Origin of the sequence: Myxococcus sp. AB056, assembly GCF_006547365.1 — a bacterium.
GTDB lineage: Bacteria > Myxococcota > Myxococcia > Myxococcales > Myxococcaceae > Myxococcus > Myxococcus virescens.
Window position 1 is genome coordinate 1 of sequence record NZ_VHLB01000012.1, and the last position, 24,729, is coordinate 24,729.

18 protein-coding genes and 2 pseudogenes are annotated in these 24,729 nt (G+C 67.9%); 5 read left to right on the forward strand and 15 right to left on the reverse strand.

What is annotated here, in order from left to right; translation table 11 throughout:
• Positions 1-139: 139 nt before the first annotated feature.
• Positions 140-496, forward strand: a pseudogene (locus FMP39_RS07860) (transposase); the annotation flags it as partial.
• A 207-nt stretch (positions 497-703) separates the two neighbouring features.
• On the opposite strand, the gene FMP39_RS37350 reads toward FMP39_RS07860, so the two are convergent.
• The 4 genes from FMP39_RS37350 to FMP39_RS07880 form a co-directional block, all read right to left on the reverse strand.
• Positions 704-1,183 (reverse strand): hypothetical protein, encoded by a 480-nt coding sequence (locus FMP39_RS37350; RefSeq protein ID WP_194858285.1) that lies wholly within the window; start codon positions 1,181-1,183, stop codon positions 704-706.
• Between the two features lie 518 nt (positions 1,184-1,701).
• Positions 1,702-2,181, reverse strand: a complete 480-nt coding sequence (locus tag FMP39_RS07865) for a hypothetical protein (protein ID WP_141258960.1) — start codon at positions 2,179-2,181, stop codon at positions 1,702-1,704.
• A 20-nt stretch (positions 2,182-2,201) separates the two neighbouring features.
• Entirely contained in the window at positions 2,202-3,437 is a 1,236-nt protein-coding gene (locus FMP39_RS07870; RefSeq protein ID WP_141589350.1) for an IS3 family transposase, read from the reverse strand.
• A gap of 713 nt (positions 3,438-4,150) precedes the next feature.
• A complete protein-coding gene (locus FMP39_RS07880; RefSeq protein WP_141589351.1) occupies positions 4,151-5,491 on the reverse strand; it encodes an exo-alpha-sialidase in 1,341 nt (446 codons plus the stop codon).
• 279 nt (positions 5,492-5,770) lie between these two features.
• Here FMP39_RS07880 and FMP39_RS37835 point away from each other — a divergent pair.
• Positions 5,771-5,899, forward strand: a pseudogene (locus FMP39_RS37835) (IS3 family transposase); the annotation flags it as partial.
• Positions 5,900-6,019: 120 nt separating this feature from the next.
• On the opposite strand, the gene FMP39_RS07885 reads toward FMP39_RS37835, so the two are convergent.
• From FMP39_RS07885 to FMP39_RS07895, 3 genes are all read right to left on the reverse strand, one after another.
• A complete protein-coding gene (locus FMP39_RS07885) occupies positions 6,020-7,234 on the reverse strand; it encodes a methyltransferase (protein ID WP_141589352.1) in 1,215 nt (404 codons plus the stop codon).
• Positions 7,235-7,322: 88 nt separating this feature from the next.
• Positions 7,323-7,589 carry a hypothetical protein gene (locus FMP39_RS07890; RefSeq protein WP_141589353.1) on the reverse strand — a complete coding sequence of 89 codons (267 nt, stop codon included), beginning with the start codon at positions 7,587-7,589 and terminating at the stop codon, positions 7,323-7,325.
• Between the two features lie 31 nt (positions 7,590-7,620).
• A complete protein-coding gene (locus FMP39_RS07895; protein ID WP_141589354.1) occupies positions 7,621-8,535 on the reverse strand; it encodes an NmrA family NAD(P)-binding protein in 915 nt (304 codons plus the stop codon).
• A gap of 104 nt (positions 8,536-8,639) precedes the next feature.
• On the opposite strand from FMP39_RS07895, the gene FMP39_RS07900 reads away from it, so the two are divergent.
• Entirely contained in the window at positions 8,640-9,191 is a 552-nt protein-coding gene (locus FMP39_RS07900) for a TetR/AcrR family transcriptional regulator (RefSeq protein ID WP_141589355.1), read from the forward strand.
• Positions 9,192-9,444: 253 nt separating this feature from the next.
• Here the strand turns inward: FMP39_RS07900 and FMP39_RS07905 are convergent, their stop codons facing one another.
• Together FMP39_RS07905 and FMP39_RS07910 are read right to left on the reverse strand one after the other, a co-directional pair.
• On the reverse strand, positions 9,445-9,795 hold the full coding sequence (locus FMP39_RS07905) for a calmodulin (RefSeq protein WP_141589356.1): 351 nt from the start codon (positions 9,793-9,795) through the stop codon (positions 9,445-9,447).
• 183 nt (positions 9,796-9,978) lie between these two features.
• Positions 9,979-11,373, reverse strand: coding sequence for an ELWxxDGT repeat protein (locus tag FMP39_RS07910; RefSeq protein ID WP_228557772.1), 1,395 nt, complete (start codon positions 11,371-11,373; stop codon positions 9,979-9,981).
• Between the two features lie 311 nt (positions 11,374-11,684).
• Between FMP39_RS07910 and FMP39_RS07915 the strand changes: the two genes are divergently transcribed.
• Together FMP39_RS07915 and FMP39_RS07920 are read left to right on the forward strand one after the other, a co-directional pair.
• Entirely contained in the window at positions 11,685-14,600 is a 2,916-nt protein-coding gene (locus FMP39_RS07915) for a DEAD/DEAH box helicase (protein WP_141589358.1), read from the forward strand.
• A gap of 166 nt (positions 14,601-14,766) precedes the next feature.
• Positions 14,767-16,872: a serine hydrolase gene (locus FMP39_RS07920; protein ID WP_141589359.1), complete on the forward strand. Its 2,106-nt coding sequence runs from the start codon at positions 14,767-14,769 to the stop codon at positions 16,870-16,872.
• A 201-nt stretch (positions 16,873-17,073) separates the two neighbouring features.
• On the opposite strand, the gene FMP39_RS07925 is transcribed toward FMP39_RS07920, so the two are convergent.
• The 6 genes from FMP39_RS07925 to FMP39_RS07950 all read right to left on the reverse strand — a co-directional run bounded on the left by FMP39_RS07925 (position 17,074) and on the right by FMP39_RS07950 (position 24,596).
• The gene (locus tag FMP39_RS07925; RefSeq protein WP_228557775.1) at positions 17,074-17,955 is read right to left on the reverse strand and encodes an NAD(P)-binding domain-containing protein; all 882 of its coding nucleotides are present in this window, start codon (positions 17,953-17,955) and stop codon (positions 17,074-17,076) included.
• A gap of 62 nt (positions 17,956-18,017) precedes the next feature.
• The gene (locus FMP39_RS07930) at positions 18,018-18,746 is read right to left on the reverse strand and encodes a hypothetical protein (protein ID WP_141589361.1); all 729 of its coding nucleotides are present in this window, start codon (positions 18,744-18,746) and stop codon (positions 18,018-18,020) included.
• Positions 18,743-20,707, reverse strand: coding sequence for a serine/threonine-protein kinase (locus FMP39_RS07935; protein WP_228557776.1), 1,965 nt, complete (start codon positions 20,705-20,707; stop codon positions 18,743-18,745). Before FMP39_RS07935 ends, FMP39_RS07930 begins: the two co-directional genes overlap by 4 nt.
• A 47-nt stretch (positions 20,708-20,754) precedes the next feature.
• Positions 20,755-21,795, reverse strand: coding sequence for a hypothetical protein (locus FMP39_RS37840; RefSeq protein ID WP_228557777.1), 1,041 nt, complete (start codon positions 21,793-21,795; stop codon positions 20,755-20,757).
• Between the two features lie 107 nt (positions 21,796-21,902).
• On the reverse strand, positions 21,903-22,658 hold the full coding sequence (locus FMP39_RS07945) for a Dickkopf N-terminal cysteine-rich domain-containing protein (RefSeq protein WP_141589435.1): 756 nt from the start codon (positions 22,656-22,658) through the stop codon (positions 21,903-21,905).
• Positions 22,659-22,850: 192 nt separating this feature from the next.
• The gene (locus FMP39_RS07950; protein ID WP_141589363.1) at positions 22,851-24,596 is read right to left on the reverse strand and encodes a sigma 54-interacting transcriptional regulator; all 1,746 of its coding nucleotides are present in this window, start codon (positions 24,594-24,596) and stop codon (positions 22,851-22,853) included.
• Positions 24,597-24,729 lie beyond the last annotated feature (133 nt).

Below are 24,729 nucleotides of genomic sequence, written 5' to 3' on the forward strand. Positions count from 1 at the left end.
GCACGCGCGACTGGACGCCGGTAGGCCCCGTGCGCCTCAATCCCACTCCCAACCTCACCCCGCTTCCGCAGGAGGTGCGGTCCGTCGGCTGAACCCTCTCACGCGACAACTACCTTGACGCTCACCGGTCTGCTTCGATGAGATGCCGGTGCAACTGCTGGAGTGGGTACGTCCTGCTTCGCCGGCCTCCCCTGGACGAGAAGCACGCCGGGACTACGCCTACTTCCGCTGTGGCACTGCCAATCTCTTCTGCGCATTGGCGCGCACAGCAGGCTGGCACTTCGTGAAGGCCACGCCCAACAGAAAGAGCGAGGCATTCGCCGAAGCGCTGCGGGACGTTGCCAATCACTATCCGGACGCAGCAGCCATTCACCGGGTGCTCGATAACCTCAGCACCCACTCCTGTCGCGCCCTGGAGGTACGATACGGGAAGCGGGCAGGTCGTCGACTCTGGCGCCGCTTCACTGTGCATTTCACGCCCGTGCACGGCAGTTGACTTAATCAGGCAGAGGTAGATCTCCCTCTGCTCTCTTCAGTGCCTGGGCAGGCGGCGGAGCCCCACCCTCGACAAGCTCGACCAGGAAACGGGCGCATGGGAACGGTGGGCCAATCGCCAGAGGTTGCGAATCCGCTGGCGGTTCACTGTCCCAAAGGTCCGGGCGACGTCCGGCTACAATCCACCAATCTTCTCCCGGTCAGAGGACTACTCCCACGGCAGCAAATCTGTGTCTGTGAAAATCGCATTGAAAATCCTAACCCGCTCCGGCTCCGTCTTGAACATCGGCATTTCAATAGGGTGCTCACAGGTTTTGCGATCAATCTGTATTAGGCCCTCCTGTAAGCACATTTCGGTTATCTGTCTTTCAAGTCCTTCTCTTGGTTCGCCTGGCTCGACAAATCGCCCATGGGCGCCCCAGGAGAAAGGCCGCGTCAGCACAAAATACGGTCCAACCATCGACACCCGAAGCAATAGCCCGCCATCGGTGCTACGTATCCGATAGGAGAAACAGACGTCGTCATTGCTGTCTGTCAGATCCTCTACCTCCGCAGCGCGGGAAATCTTCTCGCGCAGGAGCGCATACGGGTCCTTCCTTAGAGTGGTTTCAACAAAGTCGAAGCGAGGCTTGTCTAAAGATCCGTACTTCGCCTCTATTGTCCGCAGTAGCCTATCTAGATTGATCATCTGTGCCTGAAAGTATAGGCGGAATGGGGGCCTTCTTGAAGATGGCCTTACCCGTGGGCGCGGTCAGAACCCAGAGCCGTTCCTCCCGTGGAGCAGGTCCTTGCCAGAACGGAACATGCGCGTGAGGGCATGAGTATGGGACGGACTGGGCCTCTGTTGTGCGGACGCAGTGGGATTGGGGCTGACGCAAGGAGGGCGAGGTGACACGCCGTGTGCGAGGCGGAGCGCCGATAAGAAGGCCTGCCCCACAGGTTTCAGGCGCACCGCTCCTGTCCGCGGGCCGTTGGTTCGGCTCGCGCTCCTTCTTTTTGCACTGCTGCCTCAGTCCCACAGCGTCTGATATTACATGGTCACTTTGGATCTCCCCGGAGGAAGCTTCTCCTTGGAGAAGCGCCGGGACTCCGAGGGACGTGACCGTGTAGTACTTGACGGCCGGTCGCGATGCTCGAACGCCTATCACGGGAGTGGAGTTGCCCCGTTAAGTTCGGACAGGTTGGCGGCTCGACTATGCACTTCTGTCACACCAGTTCTGAAAAACGCTTCTTCCACTCCGCTGGCAACGTGGGCGGGCCTTTCAACTCAAGAAGCTGCCGCAAGTCGTGCTTGAAGCGCCGGAGTGCTGCGCCCAGGTCGTCCCAGGCAAACTCCGCGTTCTGCCACTCGGGATGCGGGGCGCCACCACCGATGCCGGCGACGATGGAGAGGTGGAGGGACGCGTCCGTGCGCTCGAAGAGGAAGGCGGGGTCGCCCTGCTCGCACGAGTCGAGGGTGTAGGGCTGTCTGTCGGAAAGTGCCGCTACGGCCCCGGTGAGTTCGTCCCACCACTGCCCGAGGCACACATCGTCCGGCCCCCAGAAGCCCATGCACGGCACGCGTCGCTCGCCGATGGTCCACGCCAATTCACCATGAACGTGAGGCTCATCTTCGCAAAGCGCTGCCAGGGGCCGACGCTCGTTGCCCTCGCCGGGCACGTGGGCGCTGCGGAGTTCAAGCTGCATCGATAGGGAGCCTGACGACATCAGCCGACCTCCGCTGGACAGGCGCCTGCGGCCACCGCCCCGCGAAACTCGCGTGGCGAGCGCATTCCGAGCCCCTTGTGAGGGTGTACCGAATTGTAGTCTTCGAGCCAAGCTGGCAGCTGCGCCAGGACGTGGGCGGCAGAATGCAGCTCGTGCACGTACACGTAGTCGCGCTTGAAGGTCTTCACGAAGGCCTCCGCCATGCCGTTGCTCTCCGGCGAGTACGCGGGCGTGGTGCACATCAACAGCCCCAGGGAGCGGCCGAACTCGCGCGTGTCGTGCGCGGTGTAGACGGGGCCATTGTCCGATAGCCACTCCACCGGGTGCGGCACCCGTATGATGCCCGGGCCGAAGCGCGCATCCACCGTCTCGGCCATCAGGTCCTGGATGGTGAGGCTGGTGGGGTACTCCGCAGAGGTACGGTACGCGATGACCTCTCGGTCGCAGCAGTCGAGCGAGAAGGCTACCTGTACCCGCTCGCCATTCCAGCAGCGGATTTCAAAGCCATCCGAGCACCAGCGCAGGTCGCTCTTCAGCGTGGTGACGGTGCCCTCGTGCGTGCGCGTGGGCTTGCCCGTGTGCCGCTGGAGGAGCAGCACGGCGTCCCGCATGAAGCGGTACGCCCGCTTGTGGTTGACGGGTGGCTTGTCCTCCTTGCGGCGCTGACGGTTGAGGAGCGCGCAGGCCCGGCGGTACCCGTAGGTGGCACGCTCCTGGGCCACGGCCTTGAGGCCCGCGAGCGCCTCGGAGTCTCCGTCAGCGTCTGAGCAGCGGGGCTCTCGAGGGGAAAGAGGGCGGTGCAGCGTGGAGCGGGCCACCCGAAGTGTTCGGGACACGGCGCTCACAGGATGCCTCGCAAGCTCGACAACGCCGCGGACGACAGCAGTTTTTTCGCGGGCCACCGCCACCGCATCCCGCAGAATCTCCGCCTCCTGCGTCTTCTTGCCAAGCAGCCGCTGCAGCTCGCGCACCTGCGCCTTGAGCGACTGCACCTCGGAGGCGGGCACCACGTCCTCGCCAGTCTTGAGCCCTGACTCGCCGCCGGCGGTCTTCAGCTGCCTCCAGCGGAACAGCTGGCTGGGGCTGATGCCGTACTTCCGGGCCACCAGGGACACACTGCTCCCCGAGGCCTCGCAATCAGCCACCAGGCGCAGCTTCTCCTCCGCCGAGTACCGGCGGCGGCTCTTCCCCTGCCCAGCCCCTCCAGGGGCGCCCTCTTTCGTCGTCTTCTCCATCGGTCAGACTCGCTTTCTAGCCGAACGAGCCTGTCCGACTCTTCAAGAGGCTACCCAAGGGAGGTTGCCCGCTCGCTCTGGGGCTGACTTGCCTCAGGAGGGAATCCGCACGATCTGGTCGCGCTGGGGAATCGACTCGTCTTCAGCTCCGGGGACGGTGAGCCAGAGGGCGATGAGCTTTGGACAAGCGACGGCTCGCCGTCGGGCACGACGCGGGGGAATGATGTCTGGCCAGGGCCTATGAGATTCTCAGCTGGTTCCCTCGCGGTTCTGAACTCGCGGGGGTCTTCGCCGCGAATGATGTTTCGGGCAATGGTGTGAGCACTGGGTGAGCAACGGCACCCGGTAGGGGAGCACGCACTTCAAGAATCTGGCGCCTGGTGGTGACTCATCGGATCCCGAAGCGCTGGCCTTCATTAAAGGCACGCTGTTCTTCGCCGAGAGCTGGGGAGCATGGGCACGAGCCCTGGGGGAGCGATGGCACCCGTTCGGGCACGGTGTAGCTGCGGGAGCTGGCGCATGGGAGCGCCTCCTCCTCGTCGCCGCGCGACTTCGTGCGCTCGGGCTGGGACGTGTCCTTCTCGGCGGAGGACGGAAAGACCAGACGCGAACTGTGGGCCTTGCCGTTCCGTCCGAAGGACGAGTGCAAGTAGCACCCGTCTCACATGCGCGCGATCATCCACCGGAGTGCATGCCGCCGGGGCCGGCGCGGCCTACTTCACCTCGGTGCGTCGGAAGAACACGTCCGTGTTGTCGACCGACAGGTCCTCCAGCCAGCCCACGTAGCCGTTCTTTCCCCCCTCGGATGAGAGGACCCGTGGGGCGGAGGACCGCCCGGGGGAGTCGCTCAGGTTCTTGATGGGCTCGAAGGAATCACCGAAGTCGCCGCTGGCCCGATAGAAGATGTCGGTGGGGCCCGGCGTACTGTCTTCCCATACGACGCGAAGGAACTCGTTCTCGGCGGAGAGGCTGACGGCACCGGAGTCACCGGAACTCTTGCTCAGGTTGCGGGCCTTGGCGAACGAGTCGCCGCGGTCGTCGCTGATACGGAGAAAGATGTCGAAGTTCCCGGGGCCATTGTCCTGCCACGCCACGAAGACATGTTGGCCCGAGACCTCGAGGTCCGGTGCGAGCGCCAGTCCCACCCTGTCGCTCAGGACCACGGCCGGCTCGAAGGTGGCCCCCCGGTTGGGGCTGCGCCGATAGACAATGTCACAAAGGGTGGGGAAGAAGTCATTACACTCTTCCCAGACCACGTGGACCTTCTGGTCTTTTACCGCGATGCGGGCGCGCTGTGACGGCTGGAGCGGGCCCTGGGGGGCGCTGAGGTTGATGAGCGGGTCGAAGGTACGTCCCTCGTTGGTGCTGCGGCGGAATCGCACGTCGGGAATGTCATCCACTCCCGCGTCATCGCCGACCAGGAATACTCCGTTGTTCGACGCGACGATTTCCGTGACACCAATATCCTGGCCGTCGTCGATGGTCAGCGTGGGGTCAAAGCTCTGGCCCCGATCGTGGCTCGCCCGGAAGAGTTGGTCGACTGACTCCTCACCGGTCGAGACGCCCCACGTCACGTACACGTCGCTGTTCTCCGCCGCGATCCGGGGAGTGAAGCCGCTGGTGCTGAGTGTCAGGGGCGGTTCGAACGTCCTGCCGTGGTCGTGGCTCGCACGGAACTGGATGCCCTGCTCGCTCCATGCGACGTAGACCTTCTTTCCCTCCGCGAACACGAACGGGATGAAGGCGGGCGTGACGCCGCTGCTCAGAAGCTGGGGAGGGCTGAAGCTCCTGCCCCGATCCGAGCTCCTTCGCAGGAAGACGCTGGTGGTGCCCCCGGCCGGGGTGTCACTCCAGACGACATAGACGTCGTCTCCTGAGACGGCCATCGAGTACTCGAAGTTGAAGGTCGGCGTGTCGCTCAGGTTCAACACCGGGCCGAACTTCTCCTCGAACCGTCTCGGAACTTCGTGGGCCACCGCCCCAGAGGACAACAGCAACCCTCCGAAAAGCCAGGCCCAGCCTCCGCGCCCCACCGCGCTCGTCAGTTTCGCCATGTCTGCTTCCCCATCTCCTTCGCTTGCCGGGGAGGAGTAATTTCTGGGGCTGAGTCGAGACACTGCTCGCGGGCGCTGCTCGGTTGGTGGTGGCCAACAATGAGGTGAAGTTGCCCCGGCTTCGCGCCTCTCCCGCAGTTTGCGTGATGCTCCTCGGAGGAGTAGGCAGACTCAGCAGGCTGCCAGTGACGTGGCTACACGCTGGGAATGGAAACGCTGTACTCCCTTCCCGGATGCCGAGTGGGAGCATGTGGAGCGCACCGGCTCGGCGACTCTCCTTCGAAGGCAGAAACACGGATGGCCTTCTTCGAGTTCATCGAGGGTTGGCACAACCCACACAGACGGCACCCTGCGCTCGACTACGAGTCGCTCGCCAACTTCGAAAAGAAGTACCGGGCTGCTGCTTGATGGCGATTGCCCGGGACACTCTGCGGAACCGGAGCAACTTCAGTGAGGGCTTGAAACGTTGCGCCAGACTGGCCGCATTGAGGGGCGCGACAGGCCCCCGGGGGCCGGCCCGAGACGTGCTCAAGCACTCCGCGACGCGATGAGTGCGAGGTTGCGCGGAGACAGGCGCGGATCGAAGAGTTGGAGGAGTTCGACCTGGAAGCCCGATTCCTCCAGGAGGAGCGCGCGATCAAGCAGGAGCACGACCTCCAACGCCCTCGCGAAGCGGTCCCTCAGCAGATGGCAGAGCAACAGGTCCCGTGTCTCGGCGCGAACGGAAACCTCGAAGGCATTCAGCTCGGCGTCCGTCATGCCGGGATCGAGGCCCAGGCGCTCCAGGCGGTCGCGCGCGTAGACGGCGAAGCGTTCGGCGTAAAGCGCCCGGGGCGCATCCCCTGCTCTCACGAAGCCGCGTTCGGGAAAGTGCCGCCTCGATAGGAGATCGAACGCGAAGCGCCACGCATATACCCGCTTCATCCGCGCGAACTCCTCCTCGGTCTTGTGATGCCGTCCCCGCGTCGTCAACGCCAGGGCATGTGGGGTGAAGGGCAACGGATGTTCGCTCCCGAAGCGGGAGACAGGGTAATCCCGCGGGACCTCCAGCTTGTCGTAGCAGCAGCCGATGTTCAGGACGAAGCCCGCCCCCTGGCTCTTGCGAATCTGCGTGAGGGCGAGCGGCCCGCAGGTGTGCAGGCCGATCGAGGCGCGGTCCCAGCCGGAGAAGAGCGGATCGAGCTGTGGTTGGAGTCCGTCCTCGACGGAGGCCTGGATGAAACACAGGGTGTCCCCGCCTGGGGGATGGGTTCTCGTCAGCCACCGTCGGCCCTTGTCCTGCAACGCGGCGTCCCGATCGATGCTGTGGAAGGTCCACCCGAACGTCCGCGAACAGAGGCGGGCGAGATGTCCCATGCCGCCGCCAATATCGACCGCCTGGTGGATGAAGCGCGTTCTCGGCGCGAGCAGGGCGAGCACCCGCTCGAGCTCGTGGGTCTTCTTGGCGTTGAGGCCCTGCGTCTCCGCGACCGTCAGCGCGTGAAGGCCCTCGTGCCAGGGCAGCGCCGTCAGTTCCTGGAGCGCGCCCAGGAGTGCGCACAGGGCCGGAGGCGCGACGCCCTCGAGCGCCCCCTGGTCCAGCTGACGCTCGCCCGCTTCATCGAGCGACCGGGCATAGCCCAGCCAGTCCTCGGGATAGGCGGCGCCGGACCCGGGCCAGCCCTGGAGGATGGAGCGGGACCAGAGCGGGGACCAGGGCCGGAGTTGGTGCGTGAGCGCTTCGAGTCGCGCCTGGAAGTCCATGTCGGCGCATCCTATGCGCCGCTGGTTGGGGATGACGGTTCCGATGTCCCAGGACTCGGCAGCGATTCAATCATCTCGGACTTCCCCGTCAGCGGCCCTCCGCCGTCAACAGCGCCTCGAATTCTCCGAGGCGCCACCACCCCCGGAGGCATCGCGGATGGAGGATGTGGACCTCGACGGCCAGTGGCGCATTTCGGTGGAGGGCGACCAGGTCCGGCTCGTTCCCGAGCAGCTCGAAGCCAAGCAGGCTCGGGTCATCCCATTGGCCCATCTCGAACGTCCAATCCCTGTTCGTGGGATGCCGCGCGGTGTCCGCCTGCGACACGAAGCTGGAGAAGCCGCTCGCCCCGGACACGGCATCGGCGCTGCGACGCCTGGGCGGCAGGTCAGGCCATTTCGCGACGCTGGCGCGCCCAGGTCTCGAAGCTCATGGGCGAAAGGCCATAGGACCGCGCGATTTCAGGCCGCGCCAGCACCGGTGCGACGTTCATGTACGTCAGGCCTTGGGCCACGCCGGGATGCAGGCCGGCTGCGACGGCCTCCTCGACCGTACTGAACTGGACGATGTACTCCTTGCCGTCGAGGCGCGAGAGGACCTCGGCGATCTGAGGAAGCGTGAGCAGGTCACTCGCGAGCTGCAGCGTCACGCCGTTGAACGTCGCGGGATTGTTGAGCGCCGCCGCGGCCGCCTTGCCGATGTCCTCTGGCGCGACCAACGCGATGGTTTGATCGGTCCTGATCACCGTGAGCAACCGGTGCCCGTCGACGAAGCCAGCCGGATCCAACATCGGATGATCCATGAAGGTGGCGGGCAGGATGAGGGTCCAGTGCTTGAATCCCGCGCTGCGGACGAGTTCGCAGGTGGCAAGCTTGTTCTCCCAATACGTCTCGTGCGCCTTCCAGCGCCCCTCCGCCCAGCCCTCCACGTTGCGGTGGTCGCCGACACCGGAGGTCGCGGTGTGCACGAACGTTTCGACACCTTCGGCAAGCGCGGCCTCGACGAGGTTCCTCCCTTGCTGGAGTTCCTTGCTGTAGTCGACGCCAGTCGTGGAGATGATGGGGGACTGCATCGAGAAGACCGCCCGCGCCCCAGCGCAGGCAGCGCGCAACGACGCCGGATCGTCGAGGTCCCCGACGACCACCTCGGCGCCAGCCTCCGCGAGGGCCTTCGCGTTTGGCGCCTTGGGATTGCGCACCATCACACGCACCGGGGTGCCGCCTTCGGCCAGCAGCGCCCGGGCGGTGGCGCCGCCCTGACGCCCCGTGGCAGCGGTGACGAGAACGCATTCGTTGCTGCTCATGGACCGCTCCTTTGTAAGTGGGGGACCCCACCGTTTATTCTCGTGGTTAGATATGGAGGGGGACCCCATTTGTCAACGCGGGTTCGCGTGAGGAGGCGGTCGCGGTGGAGCATGTGAAGCCGTTGCGAGCGGACGGGCGGCGCAACCGGGAGCGGATTGTCGCGGTCGCCGCGGAGCTGGTCGGCAGGGATGGTGCGCAGGTGTCGCTCGAGGAGATCGCGCGGCGGGCGGGGGTCGGCTCGGCGACCCTGCACCGGCACTTTCCCTCGCGGCAGTCGCTGTTGGAGGCGGTATTCCGCGATGGCGTCGCGCAACTCTGTGCGCGGGCATCCTCGCAACCGGGAGAGGATCCCGCCGCCGAGTTGGCGGCCTGGCTCGAGGACTTGACGGTCTACACGGCGACCCACCGCGGGCTTGCCGCAGCGCTGTTGACCGGCCCGGATGGCCTTACGGCTGAGGAGGTCTGCTCCACCGACAAGCTGCTCGATGTGTTGAGCGTTCTGGTGGCGCGGGCGTCATCGGCAGGCGCGATTCATGCCCGTGCCACGACGGAGGACCTGCTGATGCTGGCGAACGCGATTGCCGTCGCCAACGAAGACGATCCGCTCACCGCCAGCCGGGTGCTGCGCCTCGCGCTCACCGGCATCCGGCCGTGAATGCGGGGAGCGCGGCGGTCTGCGCTCCCGCTTGAGGACGCCCGTCTCGGTAGACGCCGGAGTGATGCTACCGGCGGGTGGACAGGCCGCACTGCCTTTGGGGGGACAGGCCGGCCCTGTCCGCGCTCCCATGCGGTGTGCGGCAGGGGCCTGGCTCGCTTGGCTGGGACAGCTCGAGCCTCAACACCAGGCGGCCTTGCGTGGCTTCTTCGGCCACGCAGGGCGCTCTGCTCGCGGACCTATCTGAAGGGGATCAGGCGATTTCGCGCGTCAGCTTGGAGTCCCACGGGCACCAGTGTCCGCCCGGGAGGAATGCACCGCCCGCCTCGTCGAGGTGGTCTTCCACATACGTCATGTTGGCATCGCAGACCTCGATGGCCATCGAGAAGAAGCGGATGGTGTTCGGGTCCAGGTGGAAGGAGAACTTCGGGTTGTAGGCCGCGGCCCGCTTGATGATGCGTCCGTGGACGTGGACTTCGTTCTTCTCCTCGCCAGAGAGAATCTTCCGTGCGTGCGCAATCGTTTTCTCGTCAGACAACTCGACGATGAACTCCAGGTTGGGCTGGGCGGTCTGCGTGAATGCGAAACGAACCGGGTTTGCCATTGAAAGGCTCCTTGGGGTAGGGGCCCCATATAGGAGACTCCCCTCACTCGATTGCATCACCTGCCGGTAGCGGTGGTGTGTCTTGAATGCGGCGTCGTGAGGTGTGTTGTCTGAGGCAGTCGCACGGGGCGGGGGCGGCCTCCGAGAACCGGCAGGCCGCCAGTGTGATGGGTTGGCGAGGCGTCAGTGACTCGCGACCTGAGGCCTCGGCACGGGCAATACCCAGATCTCCCGGCCGAGTTGCCCATCCAGCGCCGTGAAGTAGATGAAGTCGCCCGCGCGCAGCAGGTCCTGCGGATAGGAAGAGGCGGGGCCCGGGACGATGTCCTGCAGGAGCTTGGTGCCGCTCGGTTGTCCGTTGCTCACCCAAAGCTCGTGGCCGTGTGCTTCATCGAAGGCGTAGAAGACGACGCGGCCGTCATCAGTGGGGACTGGCGTGGGCGGTCGGAGGTCCGGAGAGACGATGAGTGGCTGGTACAGCAGCTTCGTTCCCTGGGCGGTGGCATCGGTCCGCCACAGCTGGACGTCGAAGGGGGCGGGGCTGCCGATGTCGTAGAAGAGCGTGAAGTAGAGCTTTCTCTCGGTCGCCGTGGACGTGGCGACGAAGATGAAGAAATCGAAGGGAAGGTCGGCGTAGGGGTTGGGGATGCTCGCAACGAGATTCGAGCGCGGGTGGCAGGAGGGGGCCGGGTCGAGCTTGCGAATCTCCGTCACCGTGAAGCCCGGTGTGAAGGTGGCGAAGTAGAGGCGTTCCTTGAACAGGGCGAGGATTTGCGCTTCCGAGCCCTGGGGTCCGGGAACGGTGTCCTCGACCAGCTCCGTGCCCTGGGCCGTGCCATCGCTGCGCCACACTTCACGGCCGTGCACGGCGTCGTCCGCGGAGAAGTAGAGCACTCCCTCCGCTTGCGTCAGGTTCCGAGGGAACGAGGAGGCGGCACCCGGGTTGATGTCCTTGACGAGGCGGGTTCCGGAGGCGCTGCCGTCACTCACCCAGAGCTCCACTCCGGTGTCGGGCACCCCGAGGCTCATGAAGAGGCGGTTGCCCACGCTCGCCAGGTCAAAGGGCCCGTTCACGGTGTCCCTCGGTCCCAGGTCCTTCACGCGCACTGTGCCTGCCGAGGTGCCATCACTGCGCCACAGCTCCAGGTTCTCGGCGGCGATGAGGGTGGGCCGGACCGACCGGAAGAAGTAGAGCTTGTTGCCCACCGCGATGAAGTCCGCCAGGGAGGCGGTGCCGCCCTCCGGGGCAAGGTCCTTCACCTGACGCGTGCCCGCGGTGGTGCCATCACTCACCCACAGGTCCGCGCCGTGTTCCATGAAGCCTTCGGTGAAGAAGAGCTGCTGGCCGACGACGGTCAGCCGTCCGGGAGAATCGTCCAGGTGCTTCACGGGGACCGTGCTCGCTGTCGTGCCCGCGCTCCGCCACAGCGCGCCCCGGTCCGCCTCGAAGTCGAAGGCAGAGAAGAAGAGCTTGCCGCGGAAGGACACCAGATCTGTTGGCGACGGGCCACCCAGCGGGTCCGGGAATGGCCCCGGGGGAGGCGGGTAGATGTCCTTCAACAGCGTGGCGGGCCCCAACTTCGGGAGTGGGGCATCCCAATGCGCGGTGACCTCCTCGGGGGCGTGTTCCTCGGCGAGCGATGCTTCTGGAAGAGGCCCACCGCATCCCGCGGTTGCCAGACAGACCCATGCCACTTGCCACCATGCACGCATGATTCCCCCTCGTTCTCGGGTGGGCGACAGCCCCGATGGCGATAAGTCCGGAGCAGAGCCGCGGCCAGGGGGCGCGCCGGGTTCCTGGTCGCAAATCTTCCGCAGGTCCAGTCGCGCTCACTTCCATCGCCTCGTGATGCTTCGTTGATGGATGAGAACGCGACGCAGGCTCCCGCGTGCGGGCGACGGCTCCCGCGAGCATGCGTCCTTTGGACGGTGCGGTGCTCTCGGCCCGGACGACCGCGTCGTGGAGTTGGGCTTCCTCGCGCCGCAGGCCACGTTCACCGGGCGGCGCTGGACTCGCTAGCCCGATGGCCGAGTACGTCACTCCCTGGCGCTCACGGTTGCCTGCCTCCCCTCGGCCGGGCTTGCGCGGGCGAATCGCTTCCCCTGGACACCGCTCGTGCGTATCACTGGCTTTCGTGCGTACGCCCACCGACCGATACCTGCCGCCGCGCCCCGACGCTTCCTCCGCCGTCATGCTCCAGCGCGGGCGGGTGGTGGTCATCGCGCCCACGCGCGCCGCGTGCGAAACCATCGAGCTGGCGCTCGGGTTGGAGCTGCGCACGTACCTGGAGGAGCACCACGGCGAGCGCCTCCGCGAGCTGGCCCGGAGCGGGCAGGGGTTTGGCATCGTCGCGGGCACTGGCACGGGCAAGACGCTCGCCATCCGCTCCATCGCGGAGGAACTCGTGGGCCGGCGGCCCCTGCGGGTGGCGGTGGTCAACCGCGAGCGGGAGGCCACCACGCAGACGCCGCTCGCGGACGTGGCCATCGTCACCACCGGCATCGCGCGGCGCTGGTTCCAGGGCGGCGCCATCCGGCGCGAGGACACGCTCATCGTGGATGAAATCCACCAGACCTCCGCCGAGCTGGAGCTGTGCCTGGCCCTGGGCAAGCGCGCGGGCTGCCGCTTCATCTGGCTGTCCGCCACCGTGGACCCGGCCTTCTACGCGCGCTACCTGGACAGCGCGGACGTGCTCCAGGTGTCCTCCTTCGACCCGAGGAAGGCGGCCCGGGTGGAGGTGGAGCGCTGTCAGCCGCTGTCATTCCTCGACGAGGACTTCCTGCGAGAAGTGCAGCAGCAGGGGCGCGGCGTGGGCGTGTTCCTGGCTACGCGCGCGGGCGTGGAGGAGGCGGCGGCCCACGTGCGCGCGAACGCACCGGAGCTCCATGCGGCGCACTACCACGGCGGCGAACCGCTGCGTGCCATTCGCCCCTTCCTGGAGGGTACGGCGCCCCGGCCCTTCGTGCTCGCGATGACGGCGGCGGGGCAGAGCGCGCTCAATGTTCCGGGGCTGGACACGGTCGTCATCGACGACATGCGCTTCACGAACCTGGTGGAGCGCGGCCGCAACGTCCTCACCCGCGTGCACCTGGGCAACAACGAACTCTTGCAGATGGCGGGGCGCGTGCACGGGCGGGTGGAGGGTGGGCGCGTCTTCATCCTGAGCGACCGGCCGCTGCACTTCGCCTCGCTGAGGCCCACCGAACCCGAGTTCCAACTCGCGGGCGAGCCGGAGCGGGTGGCGCTCACCGCCGCGGCCCTGGGCGTGCGGGCGGATGAGTTGGATTTGCCCGTGCCGCTGGACCGCAATGCCTATCGCCGGGCGCTCGCGAAGTTGCAGGCGCGCGGCATCGTGGACGCGGAAGGACGGCTGTCCGACTACGGCCGCGCGGTGGAGGCCCTGCCCGTGGAGCGTCCGTGGGCGGAGCTCATCGTCAACGCGGAGGAGGCGCTGCTGCCGTTGCTCGCGGTGTGCAGCTCGGTGGAGTCGCTGCACAGGATGACGCGCGAGGAGCGGAACCTGGACGGACTGCTCGTGCCCGGCAGCGACCACCTGACCGCGTACAACCTCTACGCCGAGGCCTTCCGTGGAGCGGGCACGGTGGGGGAGGTGCAGGGGCTGCCGCGCCACGTCTTCCATGCGGAGAAGCTCGCGGCCTGGGCGGAGGTGCGTGGGGTGTTGGTGAAGGTCCTGGAGGACGCGGCGCTCGCGATGGCGAGCGTGTACCGGAGCGTGGGGCTGGCGCTGCCCGCGCGCATGCCCGTCGCGGACCCGCGCGCCCACCGGCGTTTCTGCGACCTGCTCGCACGCTTCATGCCCTTCGACCTGGTCATCGACGAGCGCACCGCCTGGGGCGAGGTCGCGCGCGTGTCGAAGACGAGCGTGTGTGGCAACCTGGGCGCGGTGGCGGGCACGCTGCGCTACTTCGCCGACCGCAACGGCGACTCGCAGGCCGGCATCGAGGGGACCCAGCTTCCCGAATCACTGCTGCGCCGCTACGCCCACCGTCACTCGGCGGCGCCGGTGTACGACGTGCGCTTCCGCTCGGTCGTGCTCGAAAAGCGGGTGGACTATTTCGGCTTCGAGCTCGAACGGGAAGTGGAGGTGCTGCGCGCCTGGGGGCCGGAGCTCGCCAAGGCGGCCCGGCACGCGCTCGCCGAGGCGTTGGCGCAGGGTGAAGTACCCCATCCCGCGGTGGACCGGCACCGGGTCGCCATCGCCGAGGTGCGCGAGCTGTGGCGACGCTCGGGAGGGACCACCGCGCCGCTGGGGTTGTCGGAGCTGACCGCGCTTTACGAGGCGCAGTTGGAGGGGGTGGACACGCTCGACGACTTCAAGGCGCGCCCGCTGCGGCTCGAACTGGACGCGCTCGTGCCGTCCGCGACGCGTCAGGCGCTCCTGGCGCTCCCGGACGCCGTGGAGGTGCGCGAGCAGGCGGTGCCGCTCGAATACGACGTGGAGAGACTGTCGGACGGAGCCCCGCGAGGCGTGGTGCGGCTGCACCTGCCGGAGAAGCTCGCGCGCACGCTGGTGCAAGAGGAGCTGCCGCTGCTCGACCGTCCCCAGCGCTTCAGCGTGGCTCGGGGCCGAAGGGGCGTGCTCGAAGCTCGCTCGCTCCTCGAGCTCCAGGAACTGCTCGACCGGCCCTGGATGCCGGACGAGATCGCCGAGGCCACCCGTGAGCGTCCAGTCCCGCGACAGGACCGGGAGCGCGGCGCCCCCAGACATGGGGGGCACCGGGGCCATCACGGCAAGGCACCCCGGAATGGAAGACGGCCGGGCGGCGGCGGACGGCGGCGCTGACCTGACGCACGGGCAGGGCGCTCACCACGCAGAGGGCGCGCCGTCCATGGGCCTCGCGTCCGGGATGCAGGTGGTCGCGCTTCTGCCGAACCAGGGGCTTTCGCGGAGCCGACCCCTGTCGCTCATGGCCCTGAGGAAAGCAGGAGGTGTGCAGGGGGCTCTTTTTTTGCTGTCCGCAGCTGAGGGGAAATGCGCGCTGGATTCGTTTCCTGTTGGCGGTACCAACGTCAAGCAGGAGTTCTCGAGCATGAAACCTTTCAGCATGAGGCCGCTACTGACAGTCCTGTCAGTGCTGGTCGTGTCCCTCGTGGGATGCGGGGTGCCAGAGGAAGAGTCCCGCGACACTTCTAGCGCCGAGTCCCAGGCACTGGCCGGTCCATATGATGCTTGGATTGCCCGCCACGGGCTCACCAACGCCCAATATCAGACGGAGTTCAATACCTGGGTGGGGCAGGGCTATCGTCTCTCCTATGTCAGCGGCTACGAAGAGGGAGGCAGTGCCCGTTACGCGGCCATCTGGGAGCAGACGAGCGGCCCGGCCTGGCGGGCCTTCCACGGGCTGACTTCAGCGCAGTATCAGACCACCGTCGTCAATCAGAATGCGCAGGGATACCGCCCGGTGGTGGTCAACGGGTACAGCGTCGGAGGCGTCGCCTACTTCGCGGCTATCTTCCACGTGGACGGTGGTGCCGCGTGGGTGGCCCGCCATGACCTGAGCGCGTCCCAGTACCAGACGGAGTTCAACACCTGGGCGGGGCAGGGCTATCGGCTCGTGCACGTGAGTGGCTACACGTCCGGTGGCGCGGAGCGCTACGCGGCCATCTGGGAGCAGACGAGCGGCCCGGCCTGGCGGGCCTACCACGGGCTGACCGCGTCCCAGTACCAGTCCACGTTCAATACCAACGCGACCCAGGGTTACCAGCTCGCGAAGGTCAGCAGCTACAACGTGGGTGGCACGGACCGGTACGCGGCCATCTTCCAGGCTTCATCGGGGATTCCGACCGCCGCGCGTCATGGACTCTCCGCCGCCGCGTATCAACAGGCCGTGACGGACCTCAAGAACCAGGGATATCGCCCCGTCCTGGTGGCGGCGCACAACAATGGGAGCCAGCCCGAGTTCGCCCTGATTTGGCAGAACCTGACGTTCAGCGCGGCCGACCTGCAGCACATTGACGACACCGTCCAGCAGGCGATGGCCAGCACGAACACCGTCGGCCTGTCGCTGGCCATCACCCGCCACGGGCGCCTCGTGTTCGCCAAGGGGTATGGCCTGGCCGACCGAACCAACAACACCCCGGTCAACACCTCCCACCGCTTCCGCGTCGCCAGTGTGTCCAAGCCGATGACCTCCATCGGCATCATGCGGCTGATTGAAAGCGGCCAGATTCGTCTGACGGACCGCGTCTTCGGCCGGGGCGGATTGCTCGGGGAGACGTTCGGCGCGCAGAACACCTACGCGGACAGCCGCGTCCTGAACATCACGGTCCAGCACCTGCTCGAGCACACCGCGGGCGCATGGGACAACGACGGCGCCGACGGAACGGGCGACCCCATGTTCATGAACACGGGCATGACGCACGCCCAGCTCATCCAATGGGTGTTGCAGAACGTGCCGCTCGAGTTCGCGCCTGGGACGACGTACCAGTATTCGAACTTCGGCTACAGCGTCCTCGGCCGCATCATCGAGCGGGTCACGGGCATGACCTATGACGCCTATATGCGCACCAACGTGTTCACGCCCAGCGGCGCCACCAGCTTCGCCGTCGGGGGCGATACGTTGGGCGCGCGTCTGACGAACGAGCCCGTCTACTACCAGCTTGGCGCGGGTGCCTTCAGCCCGTACGGCATGCCGGTGCGTCGCATGGATGCGCACGGCGGCTGGGTCGCCACGCCCATTGATTTGCTGCGCGTCGCCGTGCGAGCGGATGGGTTCTCCACCGTTCCGGACCTGCTGAGCGCGGGCTCACTCACCACGATGACCACACGCACGACGGCGCTCGACACCTTGGGCAACTCCGTCAACTACGCCAAGGGCTGGTCGGTGAACAGCATCCCCAACTGGTGGCACGGTGGCTATATCCCGGGCACCCGGGCCCTGTTGGTGCGGACCGATGACCGCTATGGGCCCAGCCGCTCCGAGGAGTTCACCTGGTCCGTCATGACCAACTCCAACAACAGCTCCGGCTCGGGCACGCCCGACATCAACCTCGACAGCCTCATGTGGAGCGTCGTGAACGGCGTCAGCGCCTGGCCCGCGCACGACCTGTTCTAATCAGGCATCCAGTGGGGGCGCTTCCGGAGGAAGTGTTTGGAGTGTCGGGCACTTCCTCCTGTTTCGACCTCGTCCTGTTCGAGCCCGCCCCACGCGCTCGATGAGACCGGAGGCTGTTGAAGCAGCAGTCTGCGTTGGAGCTGTCTCAGGGGCCGCCCGCGCTGGCGGGCGGTCCTCGTGGCCTGTGCGGAGTCGTGAGCGTCAGTCCTGGAGCAGGGTTCGGAACACGGCCGGCAGCTCCTGGTCCCCCAGCCCCGCGCTGACGGCTCGCTTGTAGTTGTCGAGCAGTTCCTTCGGGAAGCGTGCGCTGATGCGGGCGTCCTGGCTCAGCCGGACGATGTGTTCGATTGCGGCGACGTGGGTGTTGAGACTGCACTGGTCGCCTGAGAAGTCATTCTGCTCGACCATGCCCTGCGCGGCGTCGGCGGTGACGGAAATCAGGCCGAGGAATGAGTTCTTCTGGGCGAAGAAAGCCTTCGGGTCCAGGCCTTCCGCCTTGCACATGGCCGCCGCGTGCAGGAACGCCAGGGAGCCGCCGTAATAGGCCTCGAGAATCGCGCAGTCGAGCGTCGCGGCAGCGCCAATCTTCTCGTCGACGTACACGGAGTTCTTGGCAATCGCCTGGAGCGTCTCGACGTGCCGGTCGAAGGTGCCGCGCGACCCCGCGTAATAGACGGTCGCGTACTCGGTGGCGACGAAACTCGGGTACGCGAGGATCGCGGCATCCAGGTAGTCCACGCCGTGGGCCTGGGCCCACGCCAGCCCCTCGCGCGCGTCCGCGGGTGAGCCGCTGGTGAGCTGCACGAGCGTCGCTCCAGTCAGTGCCTCCGCGACGCCCTTCTCCGAGAGCACCTCGGCGGCGGCGGCGTAGTTGGAGAGGGAGACGACGACGAGCTCGCGTCCCGAGACGGCCTCGACGAGGTTGTCGAAGGCACGGGCTCCACCACCGACGGCGGTGGCCTTGCTGGGAGTCCTGTTCCAGACCGCGACGTCGTGGCCCGCCGAGGCGAAGGCTCGCGCCAGTGCGCTTCCCATGAGACCACAGCCCACCACCGCCATCTTCGCTGAACGAATTGGGTGCATGTGCAAGCTCGCTTGGACTCCAGGTTGTACGGCAAACCCGAAACGTGAAGCCCGCCCATCCCTCAAGGAACCGGGCGAACTGACGGAGCGGGCGTCAACACCAACCCATCCAGGACACCATACGCATAGGCCACCGCGAAGGCATAGGCTCCCACCAGGTACGTCACGTTGAGCGTCCGCGCCGTCCCCGCGTCGCTCGCGCGATATCGGCCGTCCGGCCCGCGCAGCGAGAGCGCGGTCCCCAGGGAGACTCCCGCCGCTGCGAGTCCCAACCCCTGCGTCACCGCCATCACCGTGCCCATCCCCGAGCGCCCGTGCTTGAAGTGCCCCACGCCCAGGGGCGCCAGATACCAGGCACGGGTCAGCGCCGGCGAGGTGGGTACCTCGTCTTTGCGGATGGGGGCGACGATGGGGGAGGGCGCCGGAAACAGCCGAGGACTCCGTTCGGCGCGCAGCTCCCCGATGCGTGTCTGGTGTTGCGCTCGCGCGCGCTCGACGAATGCAAGGAAGTCCGGTGGATACAGCAGCGGGTCCAGCGCCGAGTCGCCGTGAACGGCCAGCCCTCGCACCACCTCGTCCTCCGCGCGGGCAAGCTCCTCCTGTGCGTGATAGGTGGCCGCGAGCAGCAGGTGCGCTTCTGCTTCCAACGCCGCTCCGTCGAGCCGCAGCGGATAGAGCAGCGACTCCAACTCGGCGCGGGCCTTGGGCAGCTCGCCGGATTGGTAGGCACCGCGCGCGCTGTCGAGCGGGGACGCCGCGAGCACCATCAGCATCAAGGCCGCGCCCATCATGGCGTCACGTCCAGCGCCACTTCGAGACGACGACCGGCGACCACGTCCACCTCTCGCACCAAGGGCGGTTCACCCACGCGGCGTGCTGTCACCGTGTGTCGTCCATGTTCGACCATCACCGGACCGGACAGGGGGGCGACGCCCACCTCCCGGCCGTCCACGAAGAGCCGCGCGCCCACGGGAGCGTGGATGCGCACCTCTGCCTTGCGCGGTGACAAGACCACGTCGCGCGTCACGGTCTCCCCCGGCGCGAGCGTCACCTCCTGCTCGACCTCGTCGCACAGCGGGTTGACGAAGCGCAGCCGGTAGGTCCCCGCTGGCAGCGAGAGCTCACGCACACGAGGTGTGTACCCGTGGCTCTCGCCGTTCACGAACACCTCCGCCCACGGGCGCGCCGTCACCTTCAACATGGCGGGACGGGCGGGGAGGGTGGTTTCCACGTCTGGCCCTGGCGCCGGCACCAAGGGCCGCGCGGCCCCTGTGGGCTCGGCTCCCGCCGAGTGCCCTGTCGGCAGGGGCGATACGGCCCGCTTCGCCGAATCCATTCCCCCCGAACGCCCGGTCGAAACGGAGGGCCGAGCCCGCTTCGTCCCGGCACCGTCCGCCGCGCGCTCTGTCGGCGCGAAGGCCCCGGCCAGATTCGTGGTGTCACTTCCAGCCGGAGGCTCCGGTTCCCGCGAAGCGTCCAACATGCCGGGTTCCGTCCCCGGGGCAGGCCTCTCCTGGCCCGGGGGCGTGGGCGCGTGAAGGCGTTCACCAGTGGAGGCGCCGTCAACGGATGTCGTTCTGGGGGAGGCCTGCCCTGATGAGGACTCCGCGCCACGCGGTGTCTTCACGCCTTCGACGCCCTGGCCCGGCCTCATCCACCAGCCCGCGGTCGCGCAGAGCACGAGCCCGGCGCCCACGGCGCCAGCCCTCCACGCGGAACGCCTCGGCCGCTGACGCAACAGCGCCACCACCTCGGCGGATGTCGGCTCCAGCGACAGCGCGGCGTTGAGGACCTTCGCGGCCCGCGCCCCCTCGCCGCGCGCCAGCAGTCCGCGCCCTTCCTCCAGCAACCGCTCGAAGCGAGCCCGGCGCCATCGACTGGTGCGGGCCACCGGGTCTCCCAAGAACTCCCGCGCCACGTCGGCAGGCGGGCCGACCTCTCGTAGGAGCAGCTCCTCCAACGCCAACGCCAGCGCGGCCCCGTCGCGCGGTCTATCCCGTGCATCCCTCGCCAGACACCGCGCGACCAGCGCTGACAAGGGCTCGGGCGTGCCCGGCACCACCTCCGTCAGCGGTGGCGCATCCTTCGTCATCACCGACGCGGCCAGATGCGCAGCGCCCTTGCCCGCGTGCGGCGTGGCGCCCGAGCACAGCTCGAACAGGATGACACCCACCGCGTACACATCCGAGGCGGGGGAGTACGCGCCTGTGTCGATGCGCTCGGGCGCCATGTATGGCAACGAGCCCGTCACCGCCCCGGTACTCGTGAGGCGCTCCTGGTCCTCCAGCGCGGCGAGTCCAAAGTCCGCCAGCTTCAGCGGCCCGCCTTCCGCCACCAGCACGTTGTCGGGCTTCACGTCGCGGTGGACGATGCCGCGTGCGTGCGCCGCCGCCAGCGCCCGGGCGAGCTCCCAGCCCAACACCATCACCGCCTCGGGCGGCACCGGCGAGAGCCTCCCCGCCAGCGCGCGGAGGTCCTCGCCCCGCACCCACTCGCAGACGAGGAACGGGCCATGGGCCTCATCCTCGCCGTAGTCGTGGACCTCCAGGACGTTGGGATGATGGAGCGAGGCGGCCAGCTCGGCCTCCCGCCGGAAGCGCTCCGCGCGGCCCGTGCCGCCTCCCGGGTGCATCCGCTTCAGCGCTACCGGGCGCGACAGCCGCACGTCCGTGGCCAGGAAGACCGTGGCCATTCCCCCACGCCCCAACTCCCGCTCGAGTCGGTAGCGGCCCGCAAGCACTTCACCCGTCATCACCCGGGCATTCTCCGGGAGCGCGCTCCCGCGAGCAACTTGGTAGATTACAGCGACAGCCGACAGGCCTTCGTGTTCCCCACCTGCTCGCAGGCGCCCGTCGCCCCTCCGGGGCAGTCCCGGTCCAGCCGGCACGGCTGCCGGCACCGCAGCGCCGCCCCCGATGGCAGGCACACGCTACAGGGCGCGCAGTCCAGCGAGTTCTCGCATTCCTCCCCCACCGAGACCGGGGTACCCGAGCACTCCTGCACGCACAGCCCGTCCGGAGCACATTGGTAGCCCGCCTCGCAGTGGTTGCTCTCCGGGTTGCACTTCTCCTCGCACCGCATTCGCTCCCTGGGGCAACCGGCGAACTCGGAGCACTCGAATGTGTCCCTGCACGGCTCTCCAATCCGAGCCCCCACGACACAGGTCGAACTGGTGGAGCACCGTCGCCCGTCGCGACACGTGAAGTCCGTCGAGCACGTCAGCGTGCACGTCCCGCCGACACAGGCCGCCGCTGCATCCGCGCACTCGCACGGCCGCGTGCACGCTCCTCCCACCTCCACCGTGCTCGCGCATCCGGCGTCCGGCGTCCCGCATCCCGAGCCCGTACAGCCGGCATCCGGCGCCTCGCATCCCGAGCCCGTACAGCCAGCATCCGGCGCCTCGCATCCCGAGCCCGTGCAGCCCCCATCCGTCGACGTCGTCACCGGCACACATGCACTCAGGGGGCCGGACGCGTCGGGCACGTGCCCACATCCGTAGCCTGGCCGAGTACAGGCCTCGCCACAGGTTCGCAGGCACTTCCCCAGCCCCTGCGCGCACACGCTTCCTGCCGGGCAGGGCGCCGCGTCGGAGCACGCCAGCAGGCAATACCCGCCCGGAAAGCCCGTGCCACAGGTGCGCCCCGGCCCGCAGTCCGCATCCTCGCCGCAGGCATCCCCAATCCGCACCGTGTCCACGGGCTCGCAGTCACCTCGCACGCAGACCTGCCCCTGGGGACAGCCGTCGGGTTCGTCACAGCGGATTCGGATGTCGAGCGGACAGCCCGGCGCGACGAGCAGCACCAGCGCGGGCAACAACGAGAGCAGGAGGAGTCGGCGCATCACCAAGGCCCGGGCGACTCTAGGCGGAGGGAGGCTCGGAGAGCACCCCCCAACGACGCCAGAGGCCCCGTGCTCCCCGACGGGGAACACGGGGCCGTCTTCGCCAGCTACATGCAGGTGCCCATGACGCCCGGCGCGCCGAAGCACTGGCCGCTCTTGCAGTGGCTGTTCTCCGCGCACGGGAAGCCGAAGGCACCCGGGCTGCAGAAGCCGAGGACCGCGCCGGAGAAGGGCTTCACGCAGCTCCACGCCGAGGGGCAGTTCGAGTTGTCACTGCAGAGCCCCTGCATGCAGAAGCGGCCCTTGTTGGGCAGGTAGCCGTCGTTGCACACCGCGCCGCCCAGGCCCGTGGGGCACACGCCATCCTCGGGGCAGGGCGCGAAGCTGGCGCAGTACGGCTGCTGCGAGCCCTCGTCCGCTGCATCCAGGCACACCGCATAGGTGTCGCAGCCGTCCTTGAAGTCGCTGGTGTTCGGGTTGCACGAGGGCGGGTTGGCCGGAGGCGCCAGGCTGCACAGGCCCTCGATGCAGACCTGGTTGCTCAGGCACTGGCTGTTGGAGCTGCAGGTCGGCACCTTCTTGTTCTTGCAATAGGAGACGAGCGTGCCCGTGTCCTCGGTGTCACAGTACTGGTCCGCCGCGCAGTCCCCGTTCGACTGACAGCCGAGGGCACACAGGCCGTTGAAGCAGAACTGCCCGGAGGGACATGCCTTGCTCGCGCTGCACAGCCCCACGTTCTGCTCGTTGGGGTTGCCGTCGGGCCCCTCACCGTCATCGTCCTTCGTGCTGCCGCAGCCCATGACCGTCAGCGCCAGGAACAATCCCATCACCACATGCTTCATCGTCGTCTCCGTCAGGTTCATCTGCACCGTGGCGGCTCTCCGCCTGCGTGCGATGGGCAACACCAGAGCAACGTGCGTGCCCAAGCCTCGCGAGACATCGAATCGCCCCGATTCCACGGGGTTGCATGACGCCCCTGGCCCTCCGAGCACCTGTCGCCGGGGGAAACGTGCCAGGACTGGCACGCGGGCAAGCCCTCCAGAGGAGGCGGCCTGTCAGTCCCCTTCGCCGAGGTAGCGAAACAGCGAGCGAAGCCCGATGCCCAGCGCCGCCGCCGCGTCCTTCTTGCTGCCGCCGCAGCGGGCAATGGCCTCCCGCACGTAGCGCTGGACGAACGCCTCCCGCGCCTCTTCCAGGGGAATCATGGGCGCTGCGTCGCCGCCCAGCTCCAGGTCCTCGGGGCGCAACAACTCGTCCGTCGCCAACACCGCCGCGCGGCGCACGCGCGACGCCAGCTCTCGTACGTTGCCAGGGAAGGGGTGCCCCCGCAGTGCCTCCGTGGCCTTCTGCGTGAAGCCTCGCGCCTTGCGCCCCTCTTGCGTCAGCACATGGTGGGCGATGAGTAGCACGTCCTCGCCACGCGCTCTTAGTGGCGGCACGTCCACACGCACCTCTTCCAGCCGGAAGCGCAGGTCCGCGCGGAAGGTGCCCCGTCGCACCGCTTCCTCCAGGGCCACATGGGTCGCGGACACCACGCGCACGTCCACCTTGCGCGGCTGGTGTTCGCCCAGGCGGGTGACCTCGCGCTCCTGCACCACGCGCAGCAAACGCGTCTGGAGCGACAGCGGCATGTCCCCAATCTCATCCAGGAAGAGGGTGCCACCGTCGGCCGCTTCCACCAGTCCCGCCCGCTCCGAGCCCGCGCCGGTGAACGCGCCACGCGCATGGCCGAACAGTTCGCGCTCGATGAGGCTCTCTGGCAGCGCCGCGCAGTTGATGGCCACCAGCCGGCCGCGCCGGCCACTGCGCCGGTGGAGTGCCCGCGCCACCAGCTCCTTGCCCGTCCCTGTCTCGCCTGTGACGAGGACGTTGAGCGGCGTGGGCCCCAGTCGCTCCACCTGCCGGTACAGGGCGCGCATCGAAGGGGATTCGCCGATGAGCCCCTCGAACGTCGCGGCTTCGATGCGGCGGGTGAGGCCCTCCACCTGCGCGCGCAGCTCCGTCAATTCGCGCCGGGTCGACAGGAGCAGCGCCGTCAGCGCGGAGAGCGCCATGGCCTCCTCCAGCGCCACCGCTGAAAAGGCCGGAGCACCCAACCTCCGTCCCAGGTACACCACGGACAGCGGCACCGGCTCAACGCGCAGCGGCACCACCAGCGCGGAGCCCAGCCGCAGTGCTTCCATGCTGGGCGCCCGGGCCAGCGCCGCGTCCGCCTCTACGTCGGCCACCCGCAGCGGGGCACCCGAGGTCAGCACCCGGTCCACCAGGCTGTCCACCACCGCCGCGTCGGGTCTGGCGCCCGTGGAACACAGCACGCGCCGAGGTCCCTCCCGAGAGTCCGCGGCGACGAGGAAGCCCACGTCGGCGCCCACCACGTCGGCGAGCCCCCGCATCGCCACCTCCAGCAGCTCCAGGGGAGGGCGCTGCACCAGCAGCCGCGAGGACAGCTCCGCCAGAACCGCCACCAGCCGGCCGTCCTGTCGCCGGGGGGCCACCTCCGCCGCATCACTCGCGACGGAGTCCACCGCTTCGATGAGCTCCAGCTCCACCGTGCCCACGCGGAAGCGGTCCCCGGGCTCCAGGGGCGCCAGGTCCACGCGCCGCCCTCGCACCTTGATGTCACAGCCCTTGCCCGCCGGGGACACGCTCCAGCCTCGCGCGTCGCGGAACAGCAGCGCGTGGCTCGGCTTCACGCCGGGCGCAAGGAGCACGGCGTCACAGGTGGCGTCGGAGCCCACGGAAACGACGGGCTTGTCCAAAGGGAGACGGCGGCCGTCGGGGAGGACCAGAAGCTGGGGCATGGCGGGAGCGGACGACACAGTCGCATATCAGGAATGCGGGGGCGTGCGCAGGCGGGGCCTGGAAGGAGCGTGCCGAAGAAGGGGCCTCGTGCCGTCGCCGCCGCCAATCGCCTGTGCTTCGTCGTGTCCGAGT